This is a genomic window from Microvirga sp. RSM25, from assembly GCF_044784385.1.
Classification (GTDB): Bacteria; Pseudomonadota; Alphaproteobacteria; order Rhizobiales; family Beijerinckiaceae; genus Microvirga; species Microvirga tunisiensis.
The window spans coordinates 2,484,125-2,510,000 of sequence record NZ_CP173039.1; the positions used below are offsets into that span (position 1 = coordinate 2,484,125).

Below are 25,876 nucleotides of genomic sequence, written 5' to 3' on the forward strand. Positions count from 1 at the left end.
AGGGATGTGCGGCTCCGTCTTTGATCCATCGCAAATAAGGGTCGGCACCCGCGGAGAGGACTTGGGAGCGCGGCGATGTGCTCCGGCCCATTGCGGCATGGCCGGCCTTTCGGCATATCGTCTGCACAGCGATACGGTCGAAGGATAGGTCTGCAACATGGAGCCGGAAACGAGCAGAGTGGTCTGCATCGGCGGAGCCGCCGTCGACCGCAAATACCGCGCCCTGGCCACGGTCCGGCCCGGTACATCCAATCCCGTCACCTCGGAACGCTCGTTCGGCGGCGTTGCCCGCAATGTGGCGGAGAATATCGCCCGGCTCGGAACCCAGGTCTCGCTGGTTTCGATCGTGGGCACCGACGATAACGGCCTCGCGCTAATCAGCGATCTCGAGCGGCTCGGCATCGATACCCGGCATGTGACATTATCCGAAGCGCATGCGACGGCGGAATACGTCGCCGTGCTGCAGCCGGATGGGGAGCTTGCCGTCGGGCTCGCCAATATGGCGATCTTCGATGAGATCACTCCTGCCCTGCTGCGCGGGATCCGACCCGAACTCGGATCCGCTTGGGTCTTCGCCGACTGCAACCTGCCTTCCGAGACACTTCACGACCTTATCGGCCTTGCCCGCCGACGAGCCTTCATGCTGGCGATCGACGCCGTCTCGACCCCGAAGGTGATGCGCCTTCCGCGCGATCTGACGGGCGTCGGCATTTTCTTCCTCAATCTCGACGAGGCCCGGACCTATCTCGACCGCCCCGAGGTTTCGCCGCAAGCAGCGGCGGAAGCACTGCTCGCCCGTGGCGCGGAACAGGTCGTCCTCACATTGGGAGACAAGGGGCTTGTCGCAGCAGATTCCTTTGAAATCGCAACAATTGCTGCGTTCAAGGCCGAGATTGTCGATGCAACGGGTGCAGGAGATGCCCTGATCGCCGCCACTCTCGTGGCCATGCTGAAGGATGCATCACTAGTCGAGGCAGTCACACTCGGAACGGTCGCAGCCACCCTGACGGTGGAGAGCCCTGTAAGCGTCCGGCCCGATCTGTCGCTCGCCTTGCTGGAATCCACATCGTCGCTTAGAGCCGAGCAGACTTTTAAACGGGAGCTTTCATGAAATACGACACCGCCAGCCGTTTCCTCGATATCGCTCCCGAGGTACAGGCCACGCTCGTCGCGGGTGGAGCGGTCGTCGCGCTCGAATCCACCATCATCACCCATGGCATGCCCCATCCGCAGAACGTCGCCACGGCCCGCGAGGTGGAGACGGTGGTGCGGGAGAACGGTGCCGTTCCCGCCACGATTGCGATCATCGAAGGACGCCTCAAGATCGGTCTTTCAGATGCAGAGCTCGACTGGCTCGGCACCGCCAAGGACGTGATGAAACTGAGCCGCGCCGACCTGCCCTATGCGGTCGCCTCCCGGCGGAACGGAGCAACGACGGTAGCCGCGACCATGATCTGCGCCCATCTGGCCGGCATCCGTGTTTTCGCCACTGGCGGCATCGGCGGCGTCCACCAGGGGGTCGAGGACACCATGGACATCTCGGCCGATCTCGACGAGCTTGCCCGCACCCCTGTCGCGGTGATCTGCGCCGGCGCAAAGGCCATCCTCGATCTGCCACGCACCCTCGAATATCTCGAGACGCGCGGCGTGCCCGTGGTCGGCTACCGGACAGACCGCTTTCCAGCCTTCTGGAGTCGGACGAGCGAATTGTCCGTCCCGTTGCGGCTCGACAGCCCGGATGCGATGGCGGATCTGATCCGCACCAAGGAGGCGCTGGGGCTCGACGGCGGCGTTCTGGTTGCCAATCCCGTTCCGAGCGCCAATGAAATCCCCGCGGACGAGATGAAGGCCTTCATCGACGCGGCCGTGGCCGAGGCGAAGACGCGTGGCGTTGTCGGAAAGGCCGTGACACCCTTCCTCTTGTCCCACCTGTTCGAAAGGACAGCTGGGCGAAGCCTTGCCACCAATATTGCCCTGGTAAAGAACAATGCCGCATTGGCCGCGCAGCTTGCGGTATCGCTGACGCGCTGAGCGCCCTACTCGTTCTCGCTCCAGGCCGCCATCGCCTCGAAAACGATGGCATGCCGCCGGGCCAGAGCTTCGATGTCCATGGAGTAGCCTCCGCCGATGACGGCGACGAGCGGAATTCGACGGCTGCGCGCCTGCTCGATCACATAATCGTCCCGCCGGCGCAGGCCCTCGTCGGAGAGGGCAAGGCGTCCGAGCTTGTCCTCCCGGTGGGGATCGACGCCTGCATTGAAGAATACGAGATCCGGCTCGACCGCATCGAGAAGGCGCGGCAGGTGGGCCCGAAGCGCCTCCAGATAGGCGTCGTCTTCCAGGGAATCCGGCAGCCCGATATCGAGATCGCTGGGGATCTTGCGAACGGGATAGTTCTTCTCGGCATGCATCGAGAAAGTGAAGAGATCAGGCTCATCGCGCAGGCAATCGGCGGTGCCGTCGCCCTGATGCACGTCGAGATCGACGATGAGCGCGTGTTGAATAGCGCCCTCGGCATGGAGGACCTTTGCTGCAATGGCCACATCGTTGAAGACGCAGAAGCCGGCCCCGGTCTCCCGCTGCCCATGATGGCTCCCGCCGGCCGTGCTGCCTGCAAGGCCGTGCTGGAGCGCCAGTCTTGCCGCGAGCAATGTCCCCGCGGCGGATGCTCGCGCGCGGCGCACCACGCTCTCAGTGACGGGAAGACCGATCCGCCGCTCGATCTCGCGGGGAACGGAGCAGGCGAAGACCCGGTCCACGTAGGCGCGATCATGAGCCAGAGCGATCAGTTCAGCCGAGGCCTCCTCCGGTTTCACGAAGCCGTTGGATGCAAGCCCCTTCTCCGCAACGACCTCCGCCAGACGCCCGTATTTTCGCATGGGAAAGCGATGACCGTTCGGCAGTACGGCCTCGTAGACGGGATGAGAAACGATCGGCACCTGCTTCATGACTCAACCCTCGCGGATGAGGCTCGTCTATTGACCGGCGGCAATCGCCTTCTCGGCCAGTCGAACAGCAGATTCCTGCGACCGCGCTCCGCAGATGAAGCCGCTCGGGTGGCAGAAGACGCCGTCCGTGATTCCAGCAACCCGAGAAAACTCCTCCTCCTGCAAGCCCCGCCACGCTTCCGGCAAGGGCAGTCTCTGGCCGAAGGAGTTGGGCTCAGGCGGGATGGTTCGGCAATACCAGGATGTCGAATCCTCGTTCGGATAGATGATGAAGAGAAGGTCGCGCAATCCACCCTCGAAGACAGCCTTTTCCCAGGGCAGTTTATTATTGAGGACGATAACCCTGGGGTCCCGCGCCTTTCTGGCAGCGGACAGCACAATCGACTGCGCCTCGGCTTCCGCGTGAGCCTGCCGGCATGCCCGAACCAGGATGCCTCTGGCAAAATCGGCCGCCTCGAGAAACGCGTCATCATAGGACTGGTCGCTGACCCAGGTGGGATTGAAGGCTTCGATCAGGAGGGAAAGATGCCCCTGGCTGACGGACGCGACGCCGTTGTCGGCCTGATCGATGGCAAGGATGAAGCCGAGGTCGATATCCTGCCAGACCGCATCCAACAGGTCCTCATCGATCCCCGGGATGAGTTTAGGCAGGGTGTTGCGCCCGAAATCACGCCAGATCAGGCCGACTGAGCTATAGGGTGTGCCATCGGGTCGGCGCGGGAGATCCCGCATGTGATGATCGTAGCGCCCCCGCGCGACATCGTAGATACCACCCACGTCGAAAACCAGATCGGCCGCCTCGATCAAGGCTGTATCGCGAGTGCGAGCGAAGTCGAAAGCCCCCAAGGCTTCCCGTAAAACGGAGAAGGCAAAGACATCGTCGGCATGGAATGTGCCGCTATGGGTGATAACCTTCATACCGCCCTTCCCGACCACTGTCGGCTACTCCTGAAAAAGTTCCGTATCTTTATCCGCGATAACAGAGCTACTCGAAGAAGATAAGCTGCCGCAATCACATCCTTTATGCTGATGACAGCATATAACCCTTATGCCCCTGATCAGCTTGACCTTCCCATGGTGGCAAGGTCCAGAGCCATTTAGGACCTTAGGAGAAAGGATTTTCGATCATGAGGACCCGTTCCGTTGTCCTTGCCGCTGCGCTGAGCGCTCTTCCCACCCTTGCCTTGGCGCAGGGTGCGCATGGGGGGCATTCAGGACACTCCACGCCGGCACAAACGGCACAGACGCCGAGTGCGCCTTCTACCCACGGCTACCGCCAAGCGAACGAGACGATGCATCGGAACATGGACATTACGTTCAGCGGCGACTCGGATGTGGATTTCGTGCGCGGCATGATCCCCCATCACCAGGGCGCCATCGACATGGCGAAGGTGGCGCTTCAACACACCAAGGACGAGCAGATCCGGAAATGGGCCACCGAGGTGATCCGTGAGCAGGAGCGCGAGATCGCCGAAATGGAGACCTGGCTGAAGAATAAGGGCATTCCGTAAGTGGAGCTTGTTACATCCGTGGCAGGGCCTACCTCCGGCCTTCTTCATATCGCTTCATGTGCAGAACCTCTGCCACGAACGTGCAGTGTCGAGCGTTAGTGGATATCCCTTGCGGGCGAATGGAAAGGACGAATCATGTTCACGCTTACGATCAGCGACAAGCCGGTTGCCATCACCAATGCCGATGAGGATGAGGCCCGCGAGCTCCTCATGAGCGAGGATTTCAAAGATGATCTCAAGGTTCTGGAGAGCGAAGGCGCTGCCCTATGGGACGGCTTTGCAACCCTCAACGTCAGACCTGCGACGGAAGAGGAAAAGACCGAGTTCGAGAACGCGGATTTCGACGAGGACGAGGATGATGACGATGATGGGGAAGAAGGTCCTTACATCATGTTCCTGGTCGACGTGACCGATCCGGATGAGGGCGACGAAGACTGAGAGATCGCATTCAGGACACACGTCCGACCGGACGACAGCAACAAGGCCGAGCCCGGACCGTCCGGGCTCGGCGGGTCGACGGGGAACACCGGGCAGGTCAGGGTCGTTGGCCCGAGATGAGTTGGCTTGTTCAACCCCGCCTTGTGAACGACCCTTTCAGCGACCCAGGTGTCTATCTCGATTTTCGCTATGGCCGCCGAGCCATTCTCTTCGATCTGGGCGACGTCAGTGCTCTCTCCCCGCGCGAATTGCTGCGGGTGAGCCACGTGTTCGTCTCGCACACCCACGTGGATCACATGGCCGGCTTCGATCGGCTGTTTCGGCTGTGCCTTCATCGCCCGTTTCCGCTGATTCTCATCGGCCCGCCGGGCTTCGCGGCCCAGGTGGAGCACCGGATTCGAGGTTTCACGTGGAACCTTCTGGATGAGAACTCGGTCGATTTCTGCCTGCGTGCCATGGACTACGACGGCAAAAACCTGACAGAAGCTGCCGTGTTTCATGCCCGCGAGGCCTTCGCCCGGAAAGAGTTCGATCTGCCGGTTTTTCCGCAAGGCGTTGCCTGGATGGAGGATGAGTTCAGGATCGAGGCCGTTGCCCTGGACCACGGCATCCCTTCCCTCGCCTTCGCTCTGAGGGAGGTTCTCCAGGTGAATGTGTGGCGGGGTGTGCTGAATGAGTTGGATCTCCCGCCCGGTCCTTGGCTCAACGAGGCCAAGCGGGCGGTCCGCCTCGGCCTGCCCGACGATCATCCGGTCGATGTTCCGGGGAAGCCAAGTATTCGTCTGGGCGATCTGAAGGGCCGTGCATTGCGCATCGCCCCCGGCCAGGCGGTCGTCTACGTGACCGACGCGGCGCCCCATCCGGAAAACCGAGCTAAAATCCTTCAACTCGCCCGAGCGGCCGACCAACTCTTCATCGAGGCCGTCTTTCTGGAGCGCGACCGTCCCCTGGCTCTCGCGTCTCTTCACTTGACGGCGTGGGAAGCCGGATCGATCGCCCGTGAAGCCGGGGTCAGGTTTATCACGCCGTTCCATCATTCGGCCCGCTACCTGTCGGAGCCGGACGTCCTCCGGGAGGAGGTGTTCGAGAGCTTTCGCGTCGACGATCGAAAGGCGATGCGAGCCTGATCGTCTATTCCAATTGGAAGACCGCTTGGTGGATTTGTCTCGCATCGGGTCTGCGACTCGAATTGAACCGGATGACGCGATAGCCGCATGACTTCAGAACCTTGTCGCGCTGAGCATCCTTTCGAGCGTCGTGAGAGCGGTCGTCGAGCTCAATGATCGCCACCACCTCCATATCCTGAACGACTGCCCAATCGACGCGCGTGTTCGAGATCCTCTTGAAGGCGATCCAGAAGGCGCGGCTGCCTTCCTTGGCATCGGGCCGGACGAGCGCCAGGATGGGAACCTGAGGCCATATCTGGCAGTCGGGGCATGCCGCAAGAAGGCGCTGGTAGAACTCCCTCTCGTTTTCGGTCATGATCGAATGGCGCCGATAACGTGGCTTGCGGGTCCAAAAGAGGACCAGAACGAACACAATGCCGAGCAGGCCAATTCCTGCGAGCCACGACCATGAGAGATTTTCAATCATCATATTAAGCTGCCCCTGCCCTGCGCTCGCTCGAATGTGAACGGTCAGGCTTCCTCCTACCGGTGAAGCATAGCAGCTACCATGAAACCGAGACGCGTGGTCCTGCGTCTTCTTATTGTCGAGTTAAGCCTGCCCGGGGAGAGCACAATGGACCTCAGCCGCCGAACCTTCCTGCTTGGAGCCTCAGCCGCTGTCGGCAGCGTCGGTCTGCCGATCCATCGCAGCTTCGCGCAATCGATGCGAGGCATGTCCCCGTATCAAGGGATGTATGGACCTGTGGATGACGATATTTTCCCGATTCCAGGCATCGATCTCTCCAAAATCAACGCGGCCTACCTGCGCAAGGTTGTCCAATATGACACGGCTGAGCCGCCGGGAACCATCGTAGTCGATCCTCGATCGCGTTATCTGTACCTCGTCATGCGCGACGGCATGGCCGTACGCTATGGCGTCGGCGTTGGTAAGGCCGGTTTCAGTTGGGCCGGAACGGCCACCATCAGAGATAAGCAGGAATGGCCCGATTGGTATCCGCCGAAGGAGATGTTCGGACGGCGGCCCGAGCTTATGGAGCAGATGGGCGAGTTACCCGGCGGTCCGGGCATGCCCGGCGGCCCCGGCAACCCGCTCGGCGCCCGAGCGCTTTACCTCTGGCAGGGTAACAAGGATACGCTCTATCGCATCCATGGCACCTTCGAGCCCTGGACCATCGGCACCAATGTTTCATCCGGCTGCATCCGCATGATCAATCAGGATGTGATCGACCTCTACAATCACACGCCGACGGGCACGAAGGTGGTAGTGCTGTCATCGCCATCGGGCCGCCCGAGGCGCAATCAGACTGCGGCTGTGCCTGATTAAGCAAAAAGGTACGGTTCGCGCCTATTTTTGCCATGGTTAACGATCACACGTCGCTTAGGGACGCGGGAAATAACGAACCATGGCGCGAATTTTCGCCCGATCCAAACGATCGGCTGGCGGATGCAGGAAGGTATCTGCATCCGGACACAGTTACCTGCCCGGCAGGAAGAGCGCTTCATATCTGGCATTCGGTCTCTTGAGTGCGGCTTCTTTTCTCCTGATGGCGACGGTTCGCACTCAGGACGCCGCCGCATTCGGAGAGACGCGCACCCTCACCTTCTTCCACACGCACACGCGGGAAAGCTTGACAGTCACCTTCCGCAGCAACGGGCAGTATGACTCAGGCGCCCTGCAGCAGCTCAATTGGTTTCTGCGTGACTGGCGCGTGGAGAAGCCGGCGCAGATGGACCCACGCCTGTTCGACATCCTCTGGGAAGTCTATCGGGAATCCGGCTCGTCACAGCCCATCAACATCATCTCCGCCTATCGGTCTCCGGAAACCAACGGTGCCTTGCGCCGCCGGTCGAGCGGGGTCGCCGAGCACAGCCAGCACATGCTCGGCAAGGCCATGGATATCCGTCTGCCGGACGTGGACACGGCCCGTCTGCGCGCCGTCGCGATGAAGATGCAATATGGCGGCGTGGGCTATTACGCGTCCTCCGCCTTCGTCCATGTGGATACCGGCAACGTGCGAGCCTGGCCCCGCATGACGCAGCAGCAGTTGGTGCAACTGTTCCCCGACGGGAAGACCCTTCACCTTCCCTCCAACGGCAAGCCGCTTGCCGGTTACGAACTGGCGAAAGCGGAGATCCTCTCTCGCAATGCCTCCCTCGCCACGCAGGCCTCGGCCGGTGGCGGCCCCTCCATCGGCAATCTGTTTGCCAATCTCTTCGGCCGCAAGAACGCCGCGCAGCCGCCGCAGGCGGAGACTCCAGCCCCGAGCACATCGACGATGGTTGCTTCGGCCGATCCGGAGAGCCTCAAGGAGATTGTTCCGACAGCCCCTCTTCCGCCGCAACGACCGCGGGACATCAAGCTTGCCACCGCAATCATGCCGGACGCAGCCTCGGATGCGCTTGCGGCGATTGTCTCAGCACCCGCCCCGAGGATCGTTCCCGGACCTGCAGCCATTCTCGGCTACGACGAGACGGCAGCGGCAAAATCTCTCTTCGACCCGAGAACCGCCTTTCTCGATCTTGGCTTCGAATCCCACGCCAAGCATGAGCTCAGCGCCACGCGTTTCACAGGACCGGCCGTCAAACCGCTTCCCATCGTAAGTGAAGCTCAGGCTGAACTGCTGAGAGACGGGGAGTTCAGACGCCCAGCATCATGACGAGGCCGACCAGCAGCACCAGAACCAGCAGGCCGGAAAAGGCGACGGCCCAATGGGCAGTACGCTTCCCCTGCGGTGCCGATTTGGCGGTTTCAGGCTGAGATGGATGCACCTTCTGAAGAGGAGCCGTTCGCCGCTTCATCCGCGCAGCTGCGGCGCGATCCGGGAAAGGAATGATCTCGGCGCTTTTGGCAGGTGCCGGATTGGGCTTCGCATTTTGTGAAATGAGGCTGTCTTCCAGTTCGACCGGAATGCCGGTCTCTTCCAGGTGAACGACGACAAGGGCAATCTCCTCCGCACTCATGGAAGTGATCGGCAGATTGGCTTCGAGGTCCTGGTTCGTGAGATGGCCCTGCTTGCGACCAAGGGCGATCAAGCGGTCTAGGGTATTGCTGTCGAGCGCCGGCTGCATGAGGGCACGACCCCATTGTGTCTGTTGGGCGAAGAAGCGGCCAAAGCCGCTTCAAGGAACTTCGCCGAGCTAACGCGACAATAACCCCAGACGTTTCACCTGGAAAATGCCTCACGTGGAATTTTGACGACGCTTTAGCCGTAAGTCGAATGTGCCGCGATGGACGGCTAGTTCTTCGTCGCATTGGAGGCCTCCTGCAGGGCCTCCTTTTCCCGCTTGAGCTGGTCGGATAATTGCTCGGCAATGGCCACGAGTTTGCCGGCCATCATGTGCTTGCCTTGAAGCTCGACCTGCCCGGCGAGCCCCACGGTCAGGAGGGACTCGAAGACCAGATCGGCCGGGATGCCCTTCCGGATCAGATCGATGGCGACCTTCTGCCATTGATCGGACAATTGCTCTCGGAGTTCGGAAATATCATTGCTCATCGGCCAACCATACATGATCCGGCTCGGGATGTCCCCTGGGGACCCCTTTCCTGTGGTTCTGTCACCAAGCTTACATAGAACCGTTCTAATGCGCTTCTCGTCCCCAAGAGACGGAGAAGCCGATATGGACGAGCACAAGGCCCGCCTTCGCGCAAGCGAACTGGAAGATTCAGGCGATGTCGGAGTGAACCCGACGCAAAATCTCACGATGGGCGAGATCATCGCCACTCGCTTCAACCGGCGCGACCTTCTGCGCGGTTCGCTCGCGGTCGCGGCGATCTCTGCGACTGTGGGCACCCGCGCGCTGGCGGCCAATGAGCAGCCGGCCAAGAAGGCGAACGGTCTCTCCTTCGACTTCAAGGAGATCGAAGCGGGCGTCGACCATACCCACCACGTGGCCGAAGGCTACGATGCGAAGGTGCTCCTGCGCTGGGGCGACCCCCTCTTTCCCGATGCGCCCGAGTTCGACCCGAAAAGCCAGACGCCCGAGAAGCAGGCGCGCCAGTTCGGCTACAACACCGATTTCGTCGGCTATATCCCGATCGACGGCTCCAGCGACCATGGCCTCCTCGTGGCGAACCATGAATACACCAACGAGGAACTGATGTTCTCGGGCGTCGGCATCCAGGACGCCAAGGACGTCGCCTTCGCGAAGATGACCAAGGACCTGGTAAATATCGAAATGGCGGCCCATGGCGGCACCGTGGTCGAGATCCGTCGGATGAACGGCGAATGGCAGGTGGTCAAGGGTTCCAAGTACACCCGCCGGATCACGGCCGAGACTCCCATGGACATCACCGGCCCCGCCGCCGGTCATGACCGCATGAAGACCTCCGCAGACACGACCGGCCGCAAGGTGCGCGGCATGATCAACAACTGCGCCGGCGGCGTGACCCCCTGGGGCACCTGGCTCAGCTGCGAGGAGAACTTCAACGGCTATTTCTGGGGCGCACTCGGCGACACTCATCCAGAGGCCAGGAACTACAAGCGCTACGGCATCGGCACGCCGGCCTACGCCTGGGGCAAGTTCCATGACCGCTTCGACCTCGCCAAGGAGCCGAACGAAGCCAACCGCTTCGGCTGGGTCGTCGAGATCGACCCGTTCGATCCCACCTTCGTGCCGAAGAAGCGTACCGCGCTCGGTCGCACCAAGCATGAAGGCGCTGCCGGTATCACCAACAGCGACGGCCGCTATGTGATCTATCTCGGCGACGACGAGCGCTTCGACTACGTCTACAAGTTCGTTACCGCCGGCAAGGTCGACATGCGGAACCGGGCCGCCAATTTCAGCCTGCTCGATGAGGGCATCCTTTACGTTGCCAAGTACAATCCGGACGGCAAGGGCACGTGGCTTCCGGTGGTGCATGGACAGGGACCGCTCACCGAGGCCAACGGCTTCAAGAGCCAGGCCGACGTGCTGATCGAGACCCGGCGCGCCGCGGATCTTCTGGGCGCGACCAAGATGGACCGCCCCGAGGACATCGAGGCGAATCCTCAGACGAACCGCGTCTACGTCATGCTGACGAACAACATGCGCCGCAAGGACGACCAGGTGGATGCCGCCAATCCACGGGCGAACAACGCCTTCGGCCACATCGTCGAGATGATGCCGGACAGTGGCGATCACGCCTCTACCGCCTTTACCTGGGAAGTGTTGGTGAAGTGCGGCGACCCGTCCGTGGCGTCGGTCGGCGCGACCTTCTCGTCCGAAACGACCAGGAACGGCTGGTTCGGCATGCCCGATAACTGCGCCATCGACAGCCAGGGTCGCCTCTGGATCACCACTGACGGGAACAACGCCAAGGCGACAGGCCGTGCGGACGGCTTGTGGGCCATGGAAACCGAGGGCGAGATGCGCGGCACGTCCAAGCACTTCTTCCGGGTTCCGGTCGGCGCGGAAATGTGCGGTCCCTTCTTCACGCCCGATGACGAGACGCTTTTCCTGGCCGTCCAGCATCCCGGCGAGGCGGAAGAAGGCGCACCTGTGAGCTTTGACAATCCCATCACGCGCTGGCCGGACTTCAAGGACGGAATGCCGCCGCGCCCTTCCCTGCTCGTCGTCACGAAGCAGGGAGGCGGCAAGATCGCCTGACGGTTTGAGCAAAACCCAAAGCACCAAGACGACAAAGGAGCCCATTGCGGCTCCTTTGCTCTTTCGCGCGCATGGATGCGCGTTTCTTGATGCCGTTGTTAAAGTTAGGGACCGTGTACCGCCATCGCAGCGTGGGGAGAGTGGCGCGGGCGACGGGGCTCGAACCCGCGACCTCCGGCGTGACAGGCCGGCACTCTAACCGACTGAGCTACGCCCGCGCATTTCTCTCGCATCGCCTGCCCGAAAGTGGCGTTTCTCGCGATGGAGGCGCGCAAGTACCGGTGAATGCGCACGGTGTCAAATGATGTTTGGCTTATCCCCAACCCTGCCTGTGCTACAGGCAGGAGCCGGATCCTCAATAGCCGACACTAGTCTCTGGTGCTGATCGAAAAGACCTCATGACCGGCCCCATTCAGAACGCGCACGGCTTCGACCTCGGGATCGCGGGATTGCGGGCGGCGGGCCAGGGAGAACACCTTCAGGGCCCGCTCCTTCGCTTTGTCGAGGGAATCGGTGCGGACCATGATCCGGCGGATGACGCCTCCGCCCGCCTCGTCCGAGGCCACGGTTTCAATACGATAGATTTCGAACACGGCTTTAAAAACTCCAACATCAGAGCAACTCCACCATCACGCCCTGATGCGCTGGAGCTTTTCGAACCGCTTGATAAGGCGGTCCCGCTTCAATTTCGATAGACGGTCGATCCAGAAGATGCCGTCGAGCTGATCGGTCTCATGCTGGAGGCAGACAGCCATCAGGCCTTCCGCCTCCTCCTCACGTCCCACTCCGTCAAGACCTCGGTAGCGCACCCGAACCCGGGCATGGCGCTCAAGCTCGTCGGTGACGCCCGGCATGGAGACGCTCCCCTCCACATGCCGGATCATGTCGGAGGAGGACCAGACGATGTCCGGATCGACATAGATGTGTGGCTCGAGGTCGGATTCCAACTGGATGACCACGAGCCGTCTGAGAACGCCAACGTGCGGCGCCGTGATGCCGATGCCGGGTGCGGCATGCATCGTTTCCACCAGATCCCGGGCGAGTGCCCGCACGTCTTCATCGATATCGCCGACCGGCTCGGCCTTTTGACGCAGACGAGAATCGGGAAAGCGGACGATCGGACGGATGGCCACGTGACCTCACTTGGGCAGGGAATCTGACGGATGATATGCGGGTTGGGGCTACTTGTAGCGGCCGCGGCGCTGAAGCACCTCGATCTTGTACCCGTCCGGATCTCGCACGAAGAAGAAGCGCGCCAGAGGCGTGCCCTCGAGTTCGAGTTCCTTGAGCGGTGTCGGGCTAAGGCCGAGGGATTCGAACCGGGCGTGCTCTGCCTCCAGATCGTCGACCGAAAATGCCAGATGCCCATACCCGTCGCCGAGCACGTAGGGCTCCGTCCGACCATGATTGATTGTCAGTTCCAGTTCGAACTCGCTTTCTGCGTTGCCCAGGTAGACGAGCGTGAAGTCTTCAAACGCCAGTCGCTCCGCCACCCGGAGGCCGAACGCCTTGTCGTAGAATGCGAGGGAGCGCTGCTCGTCGAGCACCCGGATCATCGAATGAATGGCCTTGGCCATGGAAAGGAACCTCTTCAGAGTTGATCGCCCCACCTGCTCCGGCAAAGGGGACCCCACATCAATCAACCGGTCCTGGAGATAACAGGGCGCAGCACGGAACGGAAGAACGTCGAAGCTCGCCGATGAACGGCCGCCTGCAACCCAACAAAAAGCCTTCCCCGGCGGGAGCCGAGGAAGGCAAGTTCGGGAGGAAGAAACGCTGACTGCCCGGCTCCAACATCCTTGAAACCGGATTGTTACGCAGATGCGGCGTTCCACCACACCTTTCGTCAGTAATCCGAAAACTCAGTGAGAGCCCGGATCATGGCGCAATCAAGGAAAATTGATGCCTGCCAAGGTTCGAGAATGGCATTTCCGAAGGAACATTGATCAAGCTGAATGCTTGGTTTGGTACGGAGGCACCATTCCCCGCAACCCCTTGTCGCCTCCGCACACTCTGCAGCCCCGTTCGGCCTGATTGGAACGGGGCTTTTTCATCAGATTAGCCCCTGCAATCCGGATTATTGCTCGAACTGCCCGGCGATGGACCGGATGCGGTTGCGGACATAGTCCGGAAGACCAGCGCTGATGGAACTGCCGGAGTTGAACGAGCTTTTGCCCATCAGAACCTGGGCCGGGATCAGGTTCCGCAGCACGGGAACGCTCTCGAATTCCTTCTTGCGCTCCAGAACATCGGTTTCGACCGCAAGGGTCATGAACACGGTTGCCACCGTCTTTCCGGCATCAGCGGGATATGGCTGGAGGACCGCCAGCAATTTTCCGAACTGCATGACCTGATTGACGTGAAAGATCGTCTGTTCCAGCACCCCGGCAACGGGGGCATCGAGGCCGGTGAGCTTGGCGAAGCCGGCGCGCTCGATCTCCTCAGGCGGAAGCGTACGGATCTCCGTTTGAAACTCCATGAACTCCGAGATCTTCTTGCCGCCCTCCTCAAGCTTGTTGGCGAGGCGGATTCCGACTGGCAGCTTGCCTTCCAACGGATAGCGGGATTCGATGCACAGGCTGCCTTCAGCCTCGCACCAGCGGCGGCCCGGATGACGATTGTAGGCGCTTTGCGGATCCGCCTGCGGTGCAGCCTGCTCCGCATCGATGCGGCGGTGCTTGATGGAAGGATCTATCTTTTCGAGCACCTCGAGCCGGGTGTAGCGCCCAAGATCGATGGCGCCAGGCGCCTTGCCGATCAGGAAGCGTGCCTCCACTACATACATGTGGAGCTTCTCGGTGTAGGACTTCGGGATCCCATGAACCGAGACCTTGATGGTCGGCTCAATATAATCCGGAAAAAGGCTCAAAAGCTGTTTCTGCAGAGGCCTCTCGCGCGCCCAATCCTCGAACCGGATCAGGCCCGTGCCGGTATCGGCAAGCTTGTCGTCCTTATGATCGCTGAAGACGATGGTCTTTGGCTTCAGCTTTGACGGCGCGATCGCCGTTACGGATGGCACCTCGTCGATCTTGAACTCCTGGGCTTCGAGCGCTCCAGCGGAGACAAAAAGAGCAGCGAGGACGGTCAGCACCCGTCCGAAAGGCTTCGTCGATGTCATCAGTAAACCTGTCCGTTGCGCCAAAAATAGTCCGGGTCCACCCGCCGGGGCCGACGGGGAGCCTCATCCTCCCACCACCAGCGAAAGCCCCTGTCGGGCTCGGCCTGGCGGCGTGACAGGGGAGCATTCTGGCGCAGGCTGTCCAGCCAGCCCGGCCCCTGCGCATAGGGACCGTCTTCGTAATAATCCGGTCCACCCCTCTCCTCGCCATCGCTCCACGGATCGGGATTGCGGAACGCATACACCTCCGATTGGGGTACGAGGCGGAACTGCGTCTCGTTCAAGCGGCCGAACCAGCTCAGGCGGAAGTATTCCGTAAAGCCCCTGCCCTGCCCGTCGGTCAGCCTGTCGCCGGTATTGAGATCGATCGGCAGGGCGATGAGCTGCTTGGCCGCCTGGGGCGATGGCGGGCTGAGGGTGCCTTCGGCGCATGGTGCTCCCAGGCCGCCTGAAGAATGGATTGAAAGATGGGAGCCGCCACCTTGCCACCGGTCTGTCCACGGCCGAGCGTCCGGCGCTTGCCGTCGGCATTGTCATGCCCGACCCACACGGCAATGGTGACGTCGTTGGTGAAACCCACGAACCAAGCATCGTTCTCGTTGTCCGAGGTTCCCGTCTTGCCCGCAGCATAGGGCGCAAGCGCCTTCAGGGAACGGGCCGTTCCACGTTCCAGCACGCCCTGCAGCATGGTCTTCAGCTGAAAGAAGGCGGCCGCATCGGCGGAACCGAGCCGAACCAGCGAATTGGCCTTGCGGCTGTAGATGGCACGTCCATTCTCTTCCACGGTCTCGATGGCATGAGGCACCGGCATGGCGCCCTCATTGGCAATGGCCGCGTAGAAAGCGGCGAGATCGAGGATCCGCACCGGCTGCGCGCCGAGAACGAACGGATAATGCGGCGTGCATTCCAGATAGAGCTGCGCCTCGATCGCAAGTTCGCACACCCGTTTCAGGCTCTGCTCCGGAGAGGACTCGATACCGCCGTCGAGCAGACGTGCCGTCACCAAATTCTTCGAGTTTTCGAGCGCCCGACGCAGGGTCATGATACCGGAGCGCCCGCCGTCGAAGTTCTTCGGGCTCCACGAGTCGCCCCTTGCATTGGCCTCGCCGCCCACGGGCGGCAGCGTTACGGGCGCATCCCAGATCAACGTGTTGGGCTGCAAGCCCTTCGACAGCGCCGCAAGATAGGTCAGCGGCTTGAAGGCGGAGCCCGGCTGCCGGTGCGCCTGCGTCGCTCGGTTGAGCTGGCTCAATGGATAGGAGAACCCGCCCGTCATGGCGAGGATGCGGCCGGTCCTGTTCTCAAGAACGACCGCTCCGCCCTGCACGGACGGAGGCGTCCTCAAATCGGCGCGAACCGAACCCCTGCCCTTCTGCTCGATCACCTGGACACGCACCACGTCATAGAGCTTGAGGTCCCGGCGAGCCGCCTCCCAGGCATTCAGCGGCAGAACGCGCCCATCCGTGAGGCCGACCCGCAAGATATTGGCTCCAGTCTTCCGGTCCTTCCCCTTTTCGATCACGACACCCGCCGACCAGTGCACGTCATAGAGAGGCAATCGCACCGCCTCCAAAGCCCGCTTCCAGGCCGGTGCGTCATCCTTCGTGAGTTCGAGCGCTTTGACGGCCTGCGCAAGATTGGCTTCGGCGCCTTGGTAGCGCTGTCGTCCGATGCTCAACTCATAGCGAGCAAGTCCCTCCTGCAAGGCAGCCTCCGTTGCCTGTTGCAGAGCGGGGTTGATGGTGGTTCGCACCGTATAGCCGCCCGCACTCAGACTCTCGATATCGGCAATCGCGCGGGCATCCCGGCTCACATGATCGACGAAGTGAAAGCCCGTCGTGCGCCTGATGCGCTCGAACGGCACCCTCGGGGGCAGAGAGGCGATTGCCTGCTGCACCTGGTCGGACTTCAGGAATCCATCGTCCTGCAAGCGGCTCAGCACATAGGCCATGCGTTCCTGAGCGCGATCGGGCTTCGTGTCGGGACTGTAGTAGTTCGGCCCCTTGGTCAGGCCCGCGAGCAGCGCCCCTTCGGAGACCGACAGCGCCTTGGCGCTCTTCCCGAAATAGCTCCGCGCCGCCATCTCGATCCCCCAGGAGGAGCGGCCGAGATAGATCGAGTTGAGGTAGATCTCGAGGATTTCCGCCTTGCTGAGCACGCGTTCGATGCGCGAGGCGACGATCATTTCCCGCATCTTGCGATCATAGGTCACGTCGTCGCCGACGAGCAGGTTTTTCGCCACCTGCTGCGTGATGGTGGAGCCGCCCGCGGGCCGTCCAGGATTGGCCAGGTTGCCCACGAAGGCGCGGATCACGCCACGCTCGTCCACGCCCTTGTGCTGATAGAAGCGCTTGTCCTCCGCCGAGACGAAGGCCTGCTGCACGCTTTTAGGAACGTCCGACAAGGGAACCCAGATGCGCCGGTGATCGGGCTCGTACACCTCGGCGAAGCGCTTGCCGTTTCCGTCCAGAATGACGCTGACGCCAGGGAGCTTGAGGCCTTTCAGCTTTCCGGCATCGGGAAGCCCGGCGACGGCCGCATTATAGTAAGAAATGACCTCGCTGAGATCGACAGGCGACGGCTCGACCTTCTCGTCCTTGCAGAACTGGCGATAGCTCGCATGCAGGTCGTTGAAGCTCAATCCCTGCAGCACCTTCAGATCGCCGGCGATAGCCTGCGGGTCGTCCATGGCCGTGGTGATGAGATCGTCGAGATTGATGTCCTCGATGTCGAAGGCGCGCCGCATATGGGTGCAGCCGTTTTTCAGGATCTGCGAGACCTGTTCCTGATCCCGCGCAGGATCGAAGCTCGTCCTGACCGAGTCCGGATCGACGAGAACCTGGCTCAAGGTCAGGGCGGTTGCAAAGATCTTGACGAGGATCGCACTCATTCCGTCGCCGTCATCGAAAAACTACACTCCATGGGAAGGCAATCGGCACGACCGTTCAGGACGTGCTCCGCCGCCGGTTCGCATCCTGCTTGGAACAAGCTGAATAGAAACCGTACATCGCGGCTGATTTAGGACCGCCCTTCCAGTGAGATGGAGCAGTCCAGCTTACTTCCCAGATGGGAATGCCCCTTTCACGGCAATGTGTCTCACCCGCGCCCGACGAACGGCATCTTCGTCGCCATGACGGTCATGGTGAGCACATTCGCGTCGAGCGGCAGCCCGGCCATGTAGACTACCGCATCGGCCACATGCTTGGGGTCGATCCTGGGCTCGGGAGCGAGCGTCCCATTGGGCTGCAGCACGCCCTCCGTCATCCTGGCTGTCATGTCCGTAGCGGCATTGCCGATGTCGATCTGCCCGCAGGCGATGTCATAGGCGCGGCCGTCGAGGGAGATCGACTTCGTCAGCCCCAAAACTGCGTGCTTGGTCGCGGTATAGGGAGCCGACAACGGGCGCGGGGCATAGGCCGAAACGGAACCGTTATTGATGATACGCCCGCCGCGCGGGCTCTGGTCCTTCATGATCCGGAATGCCTCCTGCGTACACAGGAACGTCCCGGTCAGATTGGTATCGACCACCTTTTGCCACTGCTCGAAGGGAATATCCTCGAAGGGAACGGCCGGAGAGCCCATCCCGGCATTGTTGACGAGGAGATCGAGCCTCCCGAAGGCCTGCTTCGTTTCGGCGAACAGAGCTGCGACGGAGGCAGGGTCCGTCACATCGGTCGGCACGAGGAGAGTCGAGGTGCCTTCTTCAGCAATCCCCCGCTCGGCAGCTTCCAAGGCCTCCCGCCGCCGCCCAGCCATGACGACTCTATAGCCGGCCTTCAAGAGACCTGCGCTGATCGCCTTGCCGACTCCGGTCCCAGCTCCCGTCACGACTGCAACTTTGGAATGTTCCGCCATCGTATCCTCCCAACCCATGTTTCTGTCCGTCTTGAAAAAGCATTCGAGGTCATGAACGGCAAGGACAAAAGGTTTGCCTGCCCACACCTTTCAAATGAGGAGCTTGTCCATTGGACCGCGATGGGAACCGGCCAAGCTTTCCCGCGTTCGCATGGTGGTACCCGGAAAGGAATCCGTCATGCGCAATCACGTCCTAAGCTCGGCTGCCCTCCTGACACTTCTGGCTCTTCCCCTTGCCGCATGCCAGAGCAGCACTGAAACCGGTGCAGCAACTGGCGCTGCGGGCGGTGCGGTGACCGGCGCTGTCATTGGAGGTCCCATCGGTGCCGTTGTCGGCGGCGTTGCCGGTGCAGCCGTAGGAGGCGTTCTCTCGGCCGAGGAATCGACCCGGGTCCGCACCTATGTGGTCGCCCAACGCCGTCCCACGATGCGTGTTTCCGAAGAAATCGTCGTCGGCCAACCGATCCCGCCGCGCGTGCGGCTCTATGACGTTCCCCCGAGCGTCGGGCTTCGGGACAATTACAGCTACACGATCGTGAACGACAGGACCGTCCTGGTCGATCCGGACACCCGAACGGTCGTTCAGGTCATTCAGTAGATCGAGGTCTCCCTGCACAACGAAAAAGGCGGCTGTCACCAGCCGCCTTCCTTTCATTGCCATCGGGCGAGCAATCAATCGTCCAGGTCGAGATGATTGATCAGAATCTCGCGTTTACCGGCGTGGTTTGCGGGGCCGACGATGCCCTCGTGCTCCATGCGCTCCATGAGCGAGGCGGCGCGGTTGTAGCCGATCTGCAGCCGGCGCTGGATGTAGCTCGTCGACGCCTTCTTGTCGCGCAGCACCACCGCCACCGCCTGATCGTACAGGTCACCACTGGGGGAGCCGAACTCGCCCTGGTCGAACACGGCTGTGTCAGGTGCACCACCGCCCTCGTCCTCGTCGGCCGTCACCGCGTCCAGGTACTGCGGCCGGCCCTGGCGCTTGAGATGCGCCACCACCTTCTCGACCTCCTCGTCCGAGCAGAACGGCCCGTGTACGCGCGTGATCCGGCCGCCGCCGGCCATGTACAGCATGTCGCCCTGGCCTAAGAGCTGCTCGGCGCCCATCTCGCCCAGGATCGTGCGGCTGTCGATCTTCGAGGTGACCTGGAACGAGATCCGGGTCGGGAAGTTCGCCTTGATCGTGCCGGTGATCACGTCCACCGACGGGCGCTGGGTCGCCAGGATCACGTGGATGCCGGCCGCGCGCGCCATCTGGGCCAGGCGCTGGATCGCGCCCTCGATCTCCTTGCCGGCCACCATCATCAGGTCGGCCATCTCGTCGACGATCACCACGATGTAGGGCAACGGATCGAGATCCATCACCTCGTCCTCGTAGATCGCCTCGCCGGTCTCGCGGGCAAAGCCGGTCTGCACCGTGCGGGTGATGGTCTCGCCTCTGGCCTTGGCCTCGACCACGCGGGCGTTGAAGCCGTCGATGTTGCGCACCCCGAGCTTCGACATCTTGCGGTAGCGGTCCTCCATCTCGCGCACCGCCCATTTGAGGGCGACGACCGCCTTCTTCGGGTCGGTGACCACGGGGGTGAGCAGATGGGGAATGCCGTCGTAGACCGAGAGCTCGAGCATCTTCGGGTCGACCATGATCAGGCGGCACTCGGCCGGCGAGAGCCGGTAGACCAGGGACAGGATCATGGTGTTGATCGCCACCGACTTGCCCGACCCGGTGGTGCCGGCGACCAAGAGGTGCGGCATGCGGGCGAGGTCGGCGATCACCGGCTCGCCGCCGATGGTCTTGCCGAGACAGAGCGCCAGCTTCTGCTTCGAGGTCTCGAAGTCCTGGGAGGCGAGGAGCTCGCGCAGGAACACGGTCTCGCGCTTGTGGTTGGGCAGCTCGATGCCGATGGCATTGCGGCCCTGCACCACCGCCACGCGGGCCGAGACCGCGCTCATCGAGCGCGCGATGTCGTCGGCCAACGAGATCACCCGCGACGACTTCGTCCCAGGCGCAGGCTCAAGCTCGTACAGCGTCACAACCGGACCGGGACGAACGTTGATGATCTCGCCCTTGACGTTGAAGTCCCACAGCACGTTCTCGAGGGTCGCAGCATTCTCCTGCAACATCTCGACCGGCACCTCTGCACTGTCCCAGATCTTCGGCTCCGCCAGAAGATCCAAGGCCGGAAGCTCGAACGCGAACGAGGCTCCCACAGGCGCGGAGACGCCGACCGATACCGATGCATAGTTGTCACGGCGGAAGCTGTCATTGGCAGGGGCCGGAACGATCGGACCTTTGTTGACGCGTGGCTGCGTTACGACGGCTGCGCGCCGCGGCGGCACCTCGATGACGTCCTCATCGTCCATGAGACCCTCGGAGGCGTCCTCGTCATCCTCCCACGGCAGCACTTCGGGCTCAGCCGGAGGCGGCGCTGGAACGCGTGGCGAAGCCGCAACCGCTGGCGCTGCTTTCTTTACGACCGGAGCCCTCTCCTCTCGCTTGACCTGAACGGGCGCAGTCGCAGGGGCCGGCGCCGAGGCCGTCGGCAGCGTCGGATCCAGCAGATAAGTCCCCGGCTGCCACATGAAGCTATAAGATTGCTGAACGGCAGGAAGCTCATAGGGAGCAGCGCTGCTCGTTGCAGGAAGAACTGCCTGCTCGATGGCCTTCGGCGCAGCGATAGGTTCCGCGGCGACCGGCACGTTCCTTTGAGGAGCTTCTCCCCGTGGCCTCACGGGAACGGCCCGCTTGGCCTGATCCGGCGCATGAGAAGGGGTGCGGGTGAAAGCGCGTGGTGCACCGTTACCAACCTCCTGCGAGGCCGCTTTGGTCTGGAGCGCGAGCAACCTCTCCTGGACCGCAGGAGCAGGATCGGCCGCTCGGACGGACGCGATCTCTTTTGCCTGCCTTTCCGCAATATCCGGTGTCGATTGGGGAGTTGTCTGCATCCTGCGCTCTTTCAGAACGCGTTCGGGCGTGCGTGTGAAGCGGACATCCGGAGACATGGAAAACGATTGCTCCCAGACGTCTCCGCGGGGAGCGCCATTGGGGCCTCTATCCCGCAAAGCCCGATCCACAACGATCTCCCGGGAGCGGGAACGTTCGTCAGCCATTTTTGGCCGTGACAGCCCCTGTCTCAATCCGCGGTCGGAAGCGCCCATGGATACGCTATCGATCTCCCGATGAGGTTCGAAGGAAGAGGCTTGGGAAGAGGATTGGGACGGGTCTTGAAACGACGCTTGGCGCGCCCCCGCCGCAGGAGCCTGCGCAGATCTGACAGATGGCTCTTTCTCTCCGTGGCCATCAAATTCCGGATGTTTGTCATCTTCCCGCTTGAGAGAGCCATAACCATGGGCGGCGGAAGATGGAGACCGTCGTTTGAAATGCATTGTCTGTTATGATGTTGGGGCTGAGTCAATCAGCCCGAGAGGAGGTTCGCTCCGATTACGCCTGCCAAAGGTAAAAAGAGGATTAGGAGGCGAACGCGAAGCACGGCTGCCCGTACTTGTCCCCAGCATGACATATTGTTCACAACCCTTTAAAAACCGGGACATCCTCCCCATATCTGTTAAGAACTAAGGCATCCCCCCACATTCCCTCCCTTGCACGCAACGAGACATTGAAGATGTCTCTTGCAATCGTCTTGGAAGCGTTTATATCGGCGCCTCCTTCCTGGTGCGGTTTGGCGCTGGGGGATTTTCGACCAGTTGGATTTCTACGGCTCCGGAGCAGCGATGTTTCGGGCGGGTCCGACTGGTGTGAGCTTTGATTTGATCTGGCTCTGGTCATGAGCGGCAAAGGTTCGGCGGGATCGTCGGCGGTGTTGCGGGCTCCTCTGGCGGTGTTTTCCAGCATGGGCTGCGGGATTTCGATCCTGCGGCACGGTCAACGCAGAAGCGGCAGCGTTTCTGTGAACGGGAGTGCTTGGTCTTTACTTGTGAGAGGCCAAGAACGACGTCGCGAAAGCTTACAAAAACTTTCACGATGCCGGTTGACAGCGGAAGCGACAGAGACTAGATCAGTCTCATCGGCGGCGGGGTTCTTCAACGAGCGCGGCGTCGGGAGGCTTCGGGGCCTGGCCATCCTGGCAAGGGATGGGTGAGGTGGCCCGGGGTTGTTTTTGTGTCTCTGCGTGAGGCACCTGTTCTTTGACAAGTGAAGAGAGAAGAGAAGCGTAGGCGGCGGTGTCCTTGCGGATCGTCCTTCGGGGCGATCGAATGAGAACATCGACCATGTCTATGCTTTGGTGAGTACACCGCTTCAGGGAAACCTGGAGATGGAGGTACTCTGTCAATTTGCGTAGAGATTTAGTCGAGATCAAATTCTTTCAACTTGAGAGTTTGATCCTGGCTCAGAACGAACGCTGGCGGCAGGCTTAACACATGCAAGTCGAACGCATCCTTCGGGATGAGTGGCAGACGGGTGAGTAACGCGTGGGAACGTGCCCTTCAGTTCGGAATAACCCAGGGAAACTTGGGCTAATACCGGATACGTGCGAGAGCAGAAAGATTTATCGCTGAAGGATCGGCCCGCGTCTGATTAGCTAGTTGGTGGGGTAATGGCCCACCAAGGCGACGATCAGTAGCTGGTCTGAGAGGATGATCAGCCACATTGGGACTGAGACACGGCCCAAACTCCTACGGGAGGCAGCAGTGGGGAATATTGGACAATGGGCGCAAGCCTGATCCAGCCATGCCGCGTGAGTGATGAAGGCCTTAGGGTTGTAAAGCTCTTTCAGTGGGGACGATAATGACGGTACCCGCAGAAGAAGCCCCGGCTAACTTCGTGCCAGCAGCCGCGGTAATACGAAGGGGGCTAGCGTTGTTCGGAATCACTGGGCGTAAAGGGCGCGTAGGCGGCTTTGTAAGTCGGGGGTGAAAGCCTGTGGCTCAACCACAGAATTGCCTTCGATACTGCATGGCTTGAGACCGGAAGAGGTTAGTGGAACTGCGAGTGTAGAGGTGAAATTCGTAGATATTCGCAAGAACACCAGTGGCGAAGGCGGCTAACTGGTCCGGTTCTGACGCTGAGGCGCGAAAGCGTGGGGAGCAAACAGGATTAGATACCCTGGTAGTCCACGCCGTAAACGATGAATGCCAGCCGTTGGCGAGCTTGCTCGTCAGTGGCGCAGCTAACGCTTTAAGCATTCCGCCTGGGGAGTACGGTCGCAAGATTAAAACTCAAAGGAATTGACGGGGGCCCGCACAAGCGGTGGAGCATGTGGTTTAATTCGAAGCAACGCGCAGAACCTTACCAGCCTTTGACATGTCCCGTGTGGATCCTGGAGACAGGATCCTTCAGTTCGGCTGGCGGGAACACAGGTGCTGCATGGCTGTCGTCAGCTCGTGTCGTGAGATGTTGGGTTAAGTCCCGCAACGAGCGCAACCCTCGCCCTTAGTTGCCATCATTTGGTTGGGCACTCTAAGGGGACTGCCGGTGATAAGCCGAGAGGAAGGTGGGGATGACGTCAAGTCCTCATGGCCCTTACGGGCTGGGCTACACACGTGCTACAATGGCGGTGACAAAGGGCAGCGAACCCGCGAGGGGGAGCTAATCCTTAAAAGCCGTCTCAGTTCAGATTGCACTCTGCAACTCGAGTGCATGAAGGCGGAATCGCTAGTAATCGTGGATCAGAACGCCACGGTGAATACGTTCCCGGGCCTTGTACACACCGCCCGTCACACCATGGGAGTTGGTCTTACCCGACGGCGCTGCGCCAACCGCAAGGAGGCAGGCGACCACGGTAGGGTCAGCGACTGGGGTGAAGTCGTAACAAGGTAGCCGTAGGGGAACCTGCGGCTGGATCACCTCCTTTCTAAGGACGATCCCTCAAGGCCGACCTCGGTCGGTTTTATCGGATCGCTTGGAACAAAAGAGACCAGTCAGGTCTCGCTATGCGGGACGCTGCCGTCTTCGTTTCTCTTCTCATTCCGGATACATCGGTCGGGGTTTCCACTCCGATTGGGGCCTGTAGCTCAGGTGGTTAGAGCGCACCCCTGATAAGGGTGAGGTCGGACGTTCGAGTCGTCCCAGGCCCACCATTTATCTTGGTTAGCCTCAGACGCCGTCCTGCTCTTCTTGCGAAGGCCGACCGGCCGCCGCGCCCCGTGGCGCGGACAGCCAAGAAAGCGGACGCTTTCGCCGGCGCCTGAGGCCAGGTATCAAGGGGCCTTAGCTCAGCTGGGAGAGCGGTAGCTTTGCAAGCTTCAGGTCGTCGGTTCGATCCCGACAGGCTCCACCATTTTTATGGATCCGGACGTCCAGAGGCCATGACGTGTTCATGGCCGTGGATGATGTCTAATTCGCCTCCCCTCTTTGGGGGTGAGCGCGGATGTTTGAAATCGTAAAGAGGCAGCATATTCGACCAGCGGGCACCTAGTCCCGCGAACCAGCCACGGCCCGCAGCCGTGTGCGTCGGATATGCTTGGCAAGCAAAACATGTCTTTGGAGAAATCCAAAGACAGGTCTTTCTTTTTTGGTCATGTCCGGCTTGTAGCCGAGCGGACATTGATCATGAGAGTAATCAAGTGTCGTAAGAGCATCTGGTGGATGCCTTGGCGCTGAGAGGCGATGAAGGACGTGGTACGCTGCGATAAGCCTTGGGGAGCTGCGAACGAGCTTTGATCCAAGGATCTCCGAATGGGGAAACCCCCCTTCGATCCTTTGTATTGTCAGGGCAGGAGCGATCCTGTTTTGGCACTACGGAGGGTCAGATGAAGGGATTAGGCCCTGAATACATAGGGGTTTAAGGCGAACCCGGGGAACTGAAACATCTAAGTACCCGGAGGAAAGGACATCAATTGAGACTCCGTTAGTAGTGGCGAGCGAACGCGGACCAGGCCAGTGCCTGCATGACACGTCATCGGAACCGTCTGGAAAGGCGGGCAGAACGGGTGATAGCCCCGTACGGATCAACGTGATTGCAGGACTTGAGTAGGGCGGGACACGTGAAATCCTGTCTGAACATGGGGGGACCACCCTCCAAGCCTAAGTACTCCTCAGCGACCGATAGTGTACTAGTACCGTGAGGGAAAGGTGAAAAGCACCCCGACGAGGGGAGTGAAACAGTTCCTGAAACCGGATGCTTACAAACAGTAGGAGCCCAAGGTTCGTCCTGGGTGACTGCGTACCTTTTGTATAATGGGTCAGCGACTTAAAGTAACGAGCAAGCTTAAGCCGATAGGTGGAGGCGCAGCGAAAGCGAGTCTGAACAGGGCGTTTGAGTTCGTTGCTTTAGACCCGAAACCGGGTGATCTAGCCATGAGCAGGTTGAAGGTGCGGTAACACGCACTGGAGGA

22 protein-coding genes, 3 tRNA genes and 2 rRNA genes (1 of these 27 only partly in view) are annotated in these 25,876 nt (G+C 61.0%); 13 read left to right on the forward strand and 14 right to left on the reverse strand.

Annotated elements, in window-relative coordinates:
* Positions 1-157 precede the first annotated feature (157 nt).
* Together ACD578_RS11725 and ACD578_RS11730 are read left to right on the forward strand one after the other, a co-directional pair.
* Positions 158-1,111: a carbohydrate kinase family protein gene (locus ACD578_RS11725; protein WP_404293226.1), complete on the forward strand. Its 954-nt coding sequence runs from the start codon at positions 158-160 to the stop codon at positions 1,109-1,111.
* The gene (locus ACD578_RS11730) at positions 1,108-2,031 is read left to right on the forward strand and encodes a pseudouridine-5'-phosphate glycosidase (protein ID WP_404293228.1); all 924 of its coding nucleotides are present in this window, start codon (positions 1,108-1,110) and stop codon (positions 2,029-2,031) included. Before ACD578_RS11725 ends, ACD578_RS11730 begins: the two co-directional genes overlap by 4 nt.
* 5 nt (positions 2,032-2,036) lie before the next feature.
* On the opposite strand, the gene ACD578_RS11735 is transcribed toward ACD578_RS11730, so the two are convergent.
* Both ACD578_RS11735 and ACD578_RS11740 read right to left on the reverse strand, forming a co-directional pair.
* Complete coding sequence (locus tag ACD578_RS11735; RefSeq protein ID WP_404293230.1) at positions 2,037-2,948, reverse strand: histone deacetylase; 912 nt, start codon at positions 2,946-2,948, stop codon at positions 2,037-2,039.
* A gap of 27 nt (positions 2,949-2,975) precedes the next feature.
* Positions 2,976-3,866: an MYG1 family protein gene (locus ACD578_RS11740; protein WP_404293232.1), complete on the reverse strand. Its 891-nt coding sequence runs from the start codon at positions 3,864-3,866 to the stop codon at positions 2,976-2,978.
* Positions 3,867-4,075: 209 nt separating this feature from the next.
* On the opposite strand from ACD578_RS11740, the gene ACD578_RS11745 reads away from it, so the two are divergent.
* The 3 genes from ACD578_RS11745 (at position 4,076) to ACD578_RS11755 (ending at position 6,024) form a co-directional block, all read left to right on the forward strand.
* Positions 4,076-4,459, forward strand: a complete 384-nt coding sequence (locus tag ACD578_RS11745) for a DUF305 domain-containing protein (protein ID WP_404293234.1) — start codon at positions 4,076-4,078, stop codon at positions 4,457-4,459.
* A 135-nt stretch (positions 4,460-4,594) separates the two neighbouring features.
* Entirely contained in the window at positions 4,595-4,897 is a 303-nt protein-coding gene (locus ACD578_RS11750; RefSeq protein WP_404293236.1) for a hypothetical protein, read from the forward strand.
* Between the two features lie 116 nt (positions 4,898-5,013).
* Positions 5,014-6,024 (forward strand): ribonuclease Z, encoded by a 1,011-nt coding sequence (locus tag ACD578_RS11755; protein ID WP_404293238.1) that lies wholly within the window; start codon positions 5,014-5,016, stop codon positions 6,022-6,024.
* A 4-nt stretch (positions 6,025-6,028) separates the two neighbouring features.
* On the opposite strand, the gene ACD578_RS11760 is transcribed toward ACD578_RS11755, so the two are convergent.
* Positions 6,029-6,493 (reverse strand): DUF2726 domain-containing protein, encoded by a 465-nt coding sequence (locus tag ACD578_RS11760; protein WP_404293239.1) that lies wholly within the window; start codon positions 6,491-6,493, stop codon positions 6,029-6,031.
* Positions 6,494-6,637: 144 nt separating this feature from the next.
* Between ACD578_RS11760 and ACD578_RS11765 the strand changes: the two genes are divergently transcribed.
* A complete protein-coding gene (locus ACD578_RS11765) occupies positions 6,638-7,348 on the forward strand; it encodes a L,D-transpeptidase (RefSeq protein ID WP_404293241.1) in 711 nt (236 codons plus the stop codon).
* A gap of 220 nt (positions 7,349-7,568) precedes the next feature.
* Complete coding sequence (locus ACD578_RS11770; RefSeq protein WP_404293243.1) at positions 7,569-8,681, forward strand: DUF882 domain-containing protein; 1,113 nt, start codon at positions 7,569-7,571, stop codon at positions 8,679-8,681.
* On the opposite strand, the gene ACD578_RS11775 is transcribed toward ACD578_RS11770, so the two are convergent.
* Positions 8,662-9,093 carry an RNA polymerase sigma factor region1.1 domain-containing protein gene (locus tag ACD578_RS11775; protein WP_404293245.1) on the reverse strand — a complete coding sequence of 144 codons (432 nt, stop codon included), beginning with the start codon at positions 9,091-9,093 and terminating at the stop codon, positions 8,662-8,664. The genes ACD578_RS11770 and ACD578_RS11775 overlap by 20 nt on opposite strands.
* A gap of 167 nt (positions 9,094-9,260) precedes the next feature.
* A complete protein-coding gene (locus ACD578_RS11780; RefSeq protein ID WP_152713891.1) occupies positions 9,261-9,518 on the reverse strand; it encodes a hypothetical protein in 258 nt (85 codons plus the stop codon).
* Between the two features lie 124 nt (positions 9,519-9,642).
* Here ACD578_RS11780 and ACD578_RS11785 point away from each other — a divergent pair, with 124 nt between their 5' ends.
* A complete protein-coding gene (locus ACD578_RS11785; RefSeq protein WP_404293247.1) occupies positions 9,643-11,610 on the forward strand; it encodes a PhoX family protein in 1,968 nt (655 codons plus the stop codon).
* Between the two features lie 141 nt (positions 11,611-11,751).
* Here ACD578_RS11785 and ACD578_RS11790 read toward each other — a convergent pair.
* From ACD578_RS11790 to ACD578_RS11825, 8 genes are all read right to left on the reverse strand, one after another.
* A tRNA-Asp gene (locus ACD578_RS11790) sits at positions 11,752-11,828 on the reverse strand.
* 150 nt (positions 11,829-11,978) lie between these two features.
* Positions 11,979-12,203, reverse strand: a complete 225-nt coding sequence (locus ACD578_RS11795; protein ID WP_152716896.1) for a hypothetical protein — start codon at positions 12,201-12,203, stop codon at positions 11,979-11,981.
* A gap of 36 nt (positions 12,204-12,239) precedes the next feature.
* Positions 12,240-12,743 (reverse strand): peptide deformylase, encoded by a 504-nt coding sequence (locus ACD578_RS11800; protein ID WP_404293249.1) that lies wholly within the window; start codon positions 12,741-12,743, stop codon positions 12,240-12,242.
* A 48-nt stretch (positions 12,744-12,791) separates the two neighbouring features.
* Positions 12,792-13,187: a VOC family protein gene (locus ACD578_RS11805; protein WP_404293252.1), complete on the reverse strand. Its 396-nt coding sequence runs from the start codon at positions 13,185-13,187 to the stop codon at positions 12,792-12,794.
* 500 nt (positions 13,188-13,687) lie between these two features.
* On the reverse strand, positions 13,688-14,728 hold the full coding sequence (locus tag ACD578_RS11810) for a hypothetical protein (protein ID WP_404293255.1): 1,041 nt from the start codon (positions 14,726-14,728) through the stop codon (positions 13,688-13,690).
* A complete protein-coding gene (locus ACD578_RS11815; RefSeq protein ID WP_404293257.1) occupies positions 14,728-15,012 on the reverse strand; it encodes a hypothetical protein in 285 nt (94 codons plus the stop codon). Before ACD578_RS11815 ends, ACD578_RS11810 begins: the two co-directional genes overlap by 1 nt.
* A gap of 56 nt (positions 15,013-15,068) precedes the next feature.
* Positions 15,069-17,618: a penicillin-binding protein 1A gene (locus ACD578_RS11820; RefSeq protein ID WP_404293259.1), complete on the reverse strand. Its 2,550-nt coding sequence runs from the start codon at positions 17,616-17,618 to the stop codon at positions 15,069-15,071.
* 206 nt (positions 17,619-17,824) lie between these two features.
* Complete coding sequence (locus ACD578_RS11825) at positions 17,825-18,583, reverse strand: SDR family oxidoreductase (RefSeq protein WP_404293261.1); 759 nt, start codon at positions 18,581-18,583, stop codon at positions 17,825-17,827.
* Between the two features lie 178 nt (positions 18,584-18,761).
* Between ACD578_RS11825 and ACD578_RS11830 the strand changes: the two genes are divergently transcribed.
* Positions 18,762-19,181 (forward strand): DUF1236 domain-containing protein, encoded by a 420-nt coding sequence (locus ACD578_RS11830; protein ID WP_152716891.1) that lies wholly within the window; start codon positions 18,762-18,764, stop codon positions 19,179-19,181.
* Positions 19,182-19,255: 74 nt separating this feature from the next.
* On the opposite strand, the gene ACD578_RS11835 is transcribed toward ACD578_RS11830, so the two are convergent.
* Complete coding sequence (locus ACD578_RS11835) at positions 19,256-21,526, reverse strand: DNA translocase FtsK (protein WP_404293263.1); 2,271 nt, start codon at positions 21,524-21,526, stop codon at positions 19,256-19,258.
* 1,380 nt (positions 21,527-22,906) lie between these two features.
* On the opposite strand from ACD578_RS11835, the gene ACD578_RS11840 reads away from it, so the two are divergent.
* The 4 genes from ACD578_RS11840 to ACD578_RS11855 all read left to right on the forward strand — a co-directional run.
* A 16S ribosomal RNA gene (locus ACD578_RS11840) occupies positions 22,907-24,393 on the forward strand.
* Positions 24,394-24,542: 149 nt separating this feature from the next.
* Positions 24,543-24,619 (forward strand) — tRNA-Ile (locus ACD578_RS11845).
* 124 nt (positions 24,620-24,743) lie between these two features.
* A tRNA-Ala gene (locus ACD578_RS11850) sits at positions 24,744-24,819 on the forward strand.
* Positions 24,820-25,099: 280 nt separating this feature from the next.
* Positions 25,100-25,876: ribosomal RNA gene (locus ACD578_RS11855) — 23S ribosomal RNA — on the forward strand (it continues 2,034 nt past the right edge of the window).
* Together the 16S and 23S rRNA genes with 2 tRNA genes alongside form the textbook arrangement of a ribosomal RNA operon.

Coding starts and splice junctions, on each gene's coding strand:
- ACD578_RS11750 (WP_404293236.1), top strand. CDS start 4,595: ATGTTCACGCTTACGATCAGCGACAAGCCGGTTGCCATCACCAATGCC.
- ACD578_RS11830 (WP_152716891.1), top strand. CDS start 18,762: ATGCGCAATCACGTCCTAAGCTCGGCTGCCCTCCTGACACTTCTGGCT.
- ACD578_RS11755 (WP_404293238.1), top strand. CDS start 5,014: ATGAGTTGGCTTGTTCAACCCCGCCTTGTGAACGACCCTTTCAGCGAC.
- ACD578_RS11725 (WP_404293226.1), top strand. CDS start 158: ATGGAGCCGGAAACGAGCAGAGTGGTCTGCATCGGCGGAGCCGCCGTC.
- ACD578_RS11745 (WP_404293234.1), top strand. CDS start 4,076: ATGAGGACCCGTTCCGTTGTCCTTGCCGCTGCGCTGAGCGCTCTTCCC.
- ACD578_RS11775 (WP_404293245.1), bottom strand. CDS start 9,093: ATGCAGCCGGCGCTCGACAGCAATACCCTAGACCGCTTGATCGCCCTT.
- ACD578_RS11785 (WP_404293247.1), top strand. CDS start 9,643: ATGGACGAGCACAAGGCCCGCCTTCGCGCAAGCGAACTGGAAGATTCA.
- ACD578_RS11835 (WP_404293263.1), bottom strand. CDS start 21,526: ATGCAGACAACTCCCCAATCGACACCGGATATTGCGGAAAGGCAGGCA.
- ACD578_RS11820 (WP_404293259.1), bottom strand. CDS start 17,618: ATGAGTGCGATCCTCGTCAAGATCTTTGCAACCGCCCTGACCTTGAGC.
- ACD578_RS11740 (WP_404293232.1), bottom strand. CDS start 3,866: ATGAAGGTTATCACCCATAGCGGCACATTCCATGCCGACGATGTCTTT.
- ACD578_RS11825 (WP_404293261.1), bottom strand. CDS start 18,583: ATGGCGGAACATTCCAAAGTTGCAGTCGTGACGGGAGCTGGGACCGGA.
- ACD578_RS11770 (WP_404293243.1), top strand. CDS start 7,569: ATGGCGACGGTTCGCACTCAGGACGCCGCCGCATTCGGAGAGACGCGC.
- ACD578_RS11735 (WP_404293230.1), bottom strand. CDS start 2,948: ATGAAGCAGGTGCCGATCGTTTCTCATCCCGTCTACGAGGCCGTACTG.
- ACD578_RS11765 (WP_404293241.1), top strand. CDS start 6,638: ATGGACCTCAGCCGCCGAACCTTCCTGCTTGGAGCCTCAGCCGCTGTC.
- ACD578_RS11805 (WP_404293252.1), bottom strand. CDS start 13,187: ATGGCCAAGGCCATTCATTCGATGATCCGGGTGCTCGACGAGCAGCGC.
- ACD578_RS11730 (WP_404293228.1), top strand. CDS start 1,108: ATGAAATACGACACCGCCAGCCGTTTCCTCGATATCGCTCCCGAGGTA.
- ACD578_RS11760 (WP_404293239.1), bottom strand. CDS start 6,493: ATGATGATTGAAAATCTCTCATGGTCGTGGCTCGCAGGAATTGGCCTG.
- ACD578_RS11780 (WP_152713891.1), bottom strand. CDS start 9,518: ATGAGCAATGATATTTCCGAACTCCGAGAGCAATTGTCCGATCAATGG.
- ACD578_RS11810 (WP_404293255.1), bottom strand. CDS start 14,728: ATGACATCGACGAAGCCTTTCGGACGGGTGCTGACCGTCCTCGCTGCT.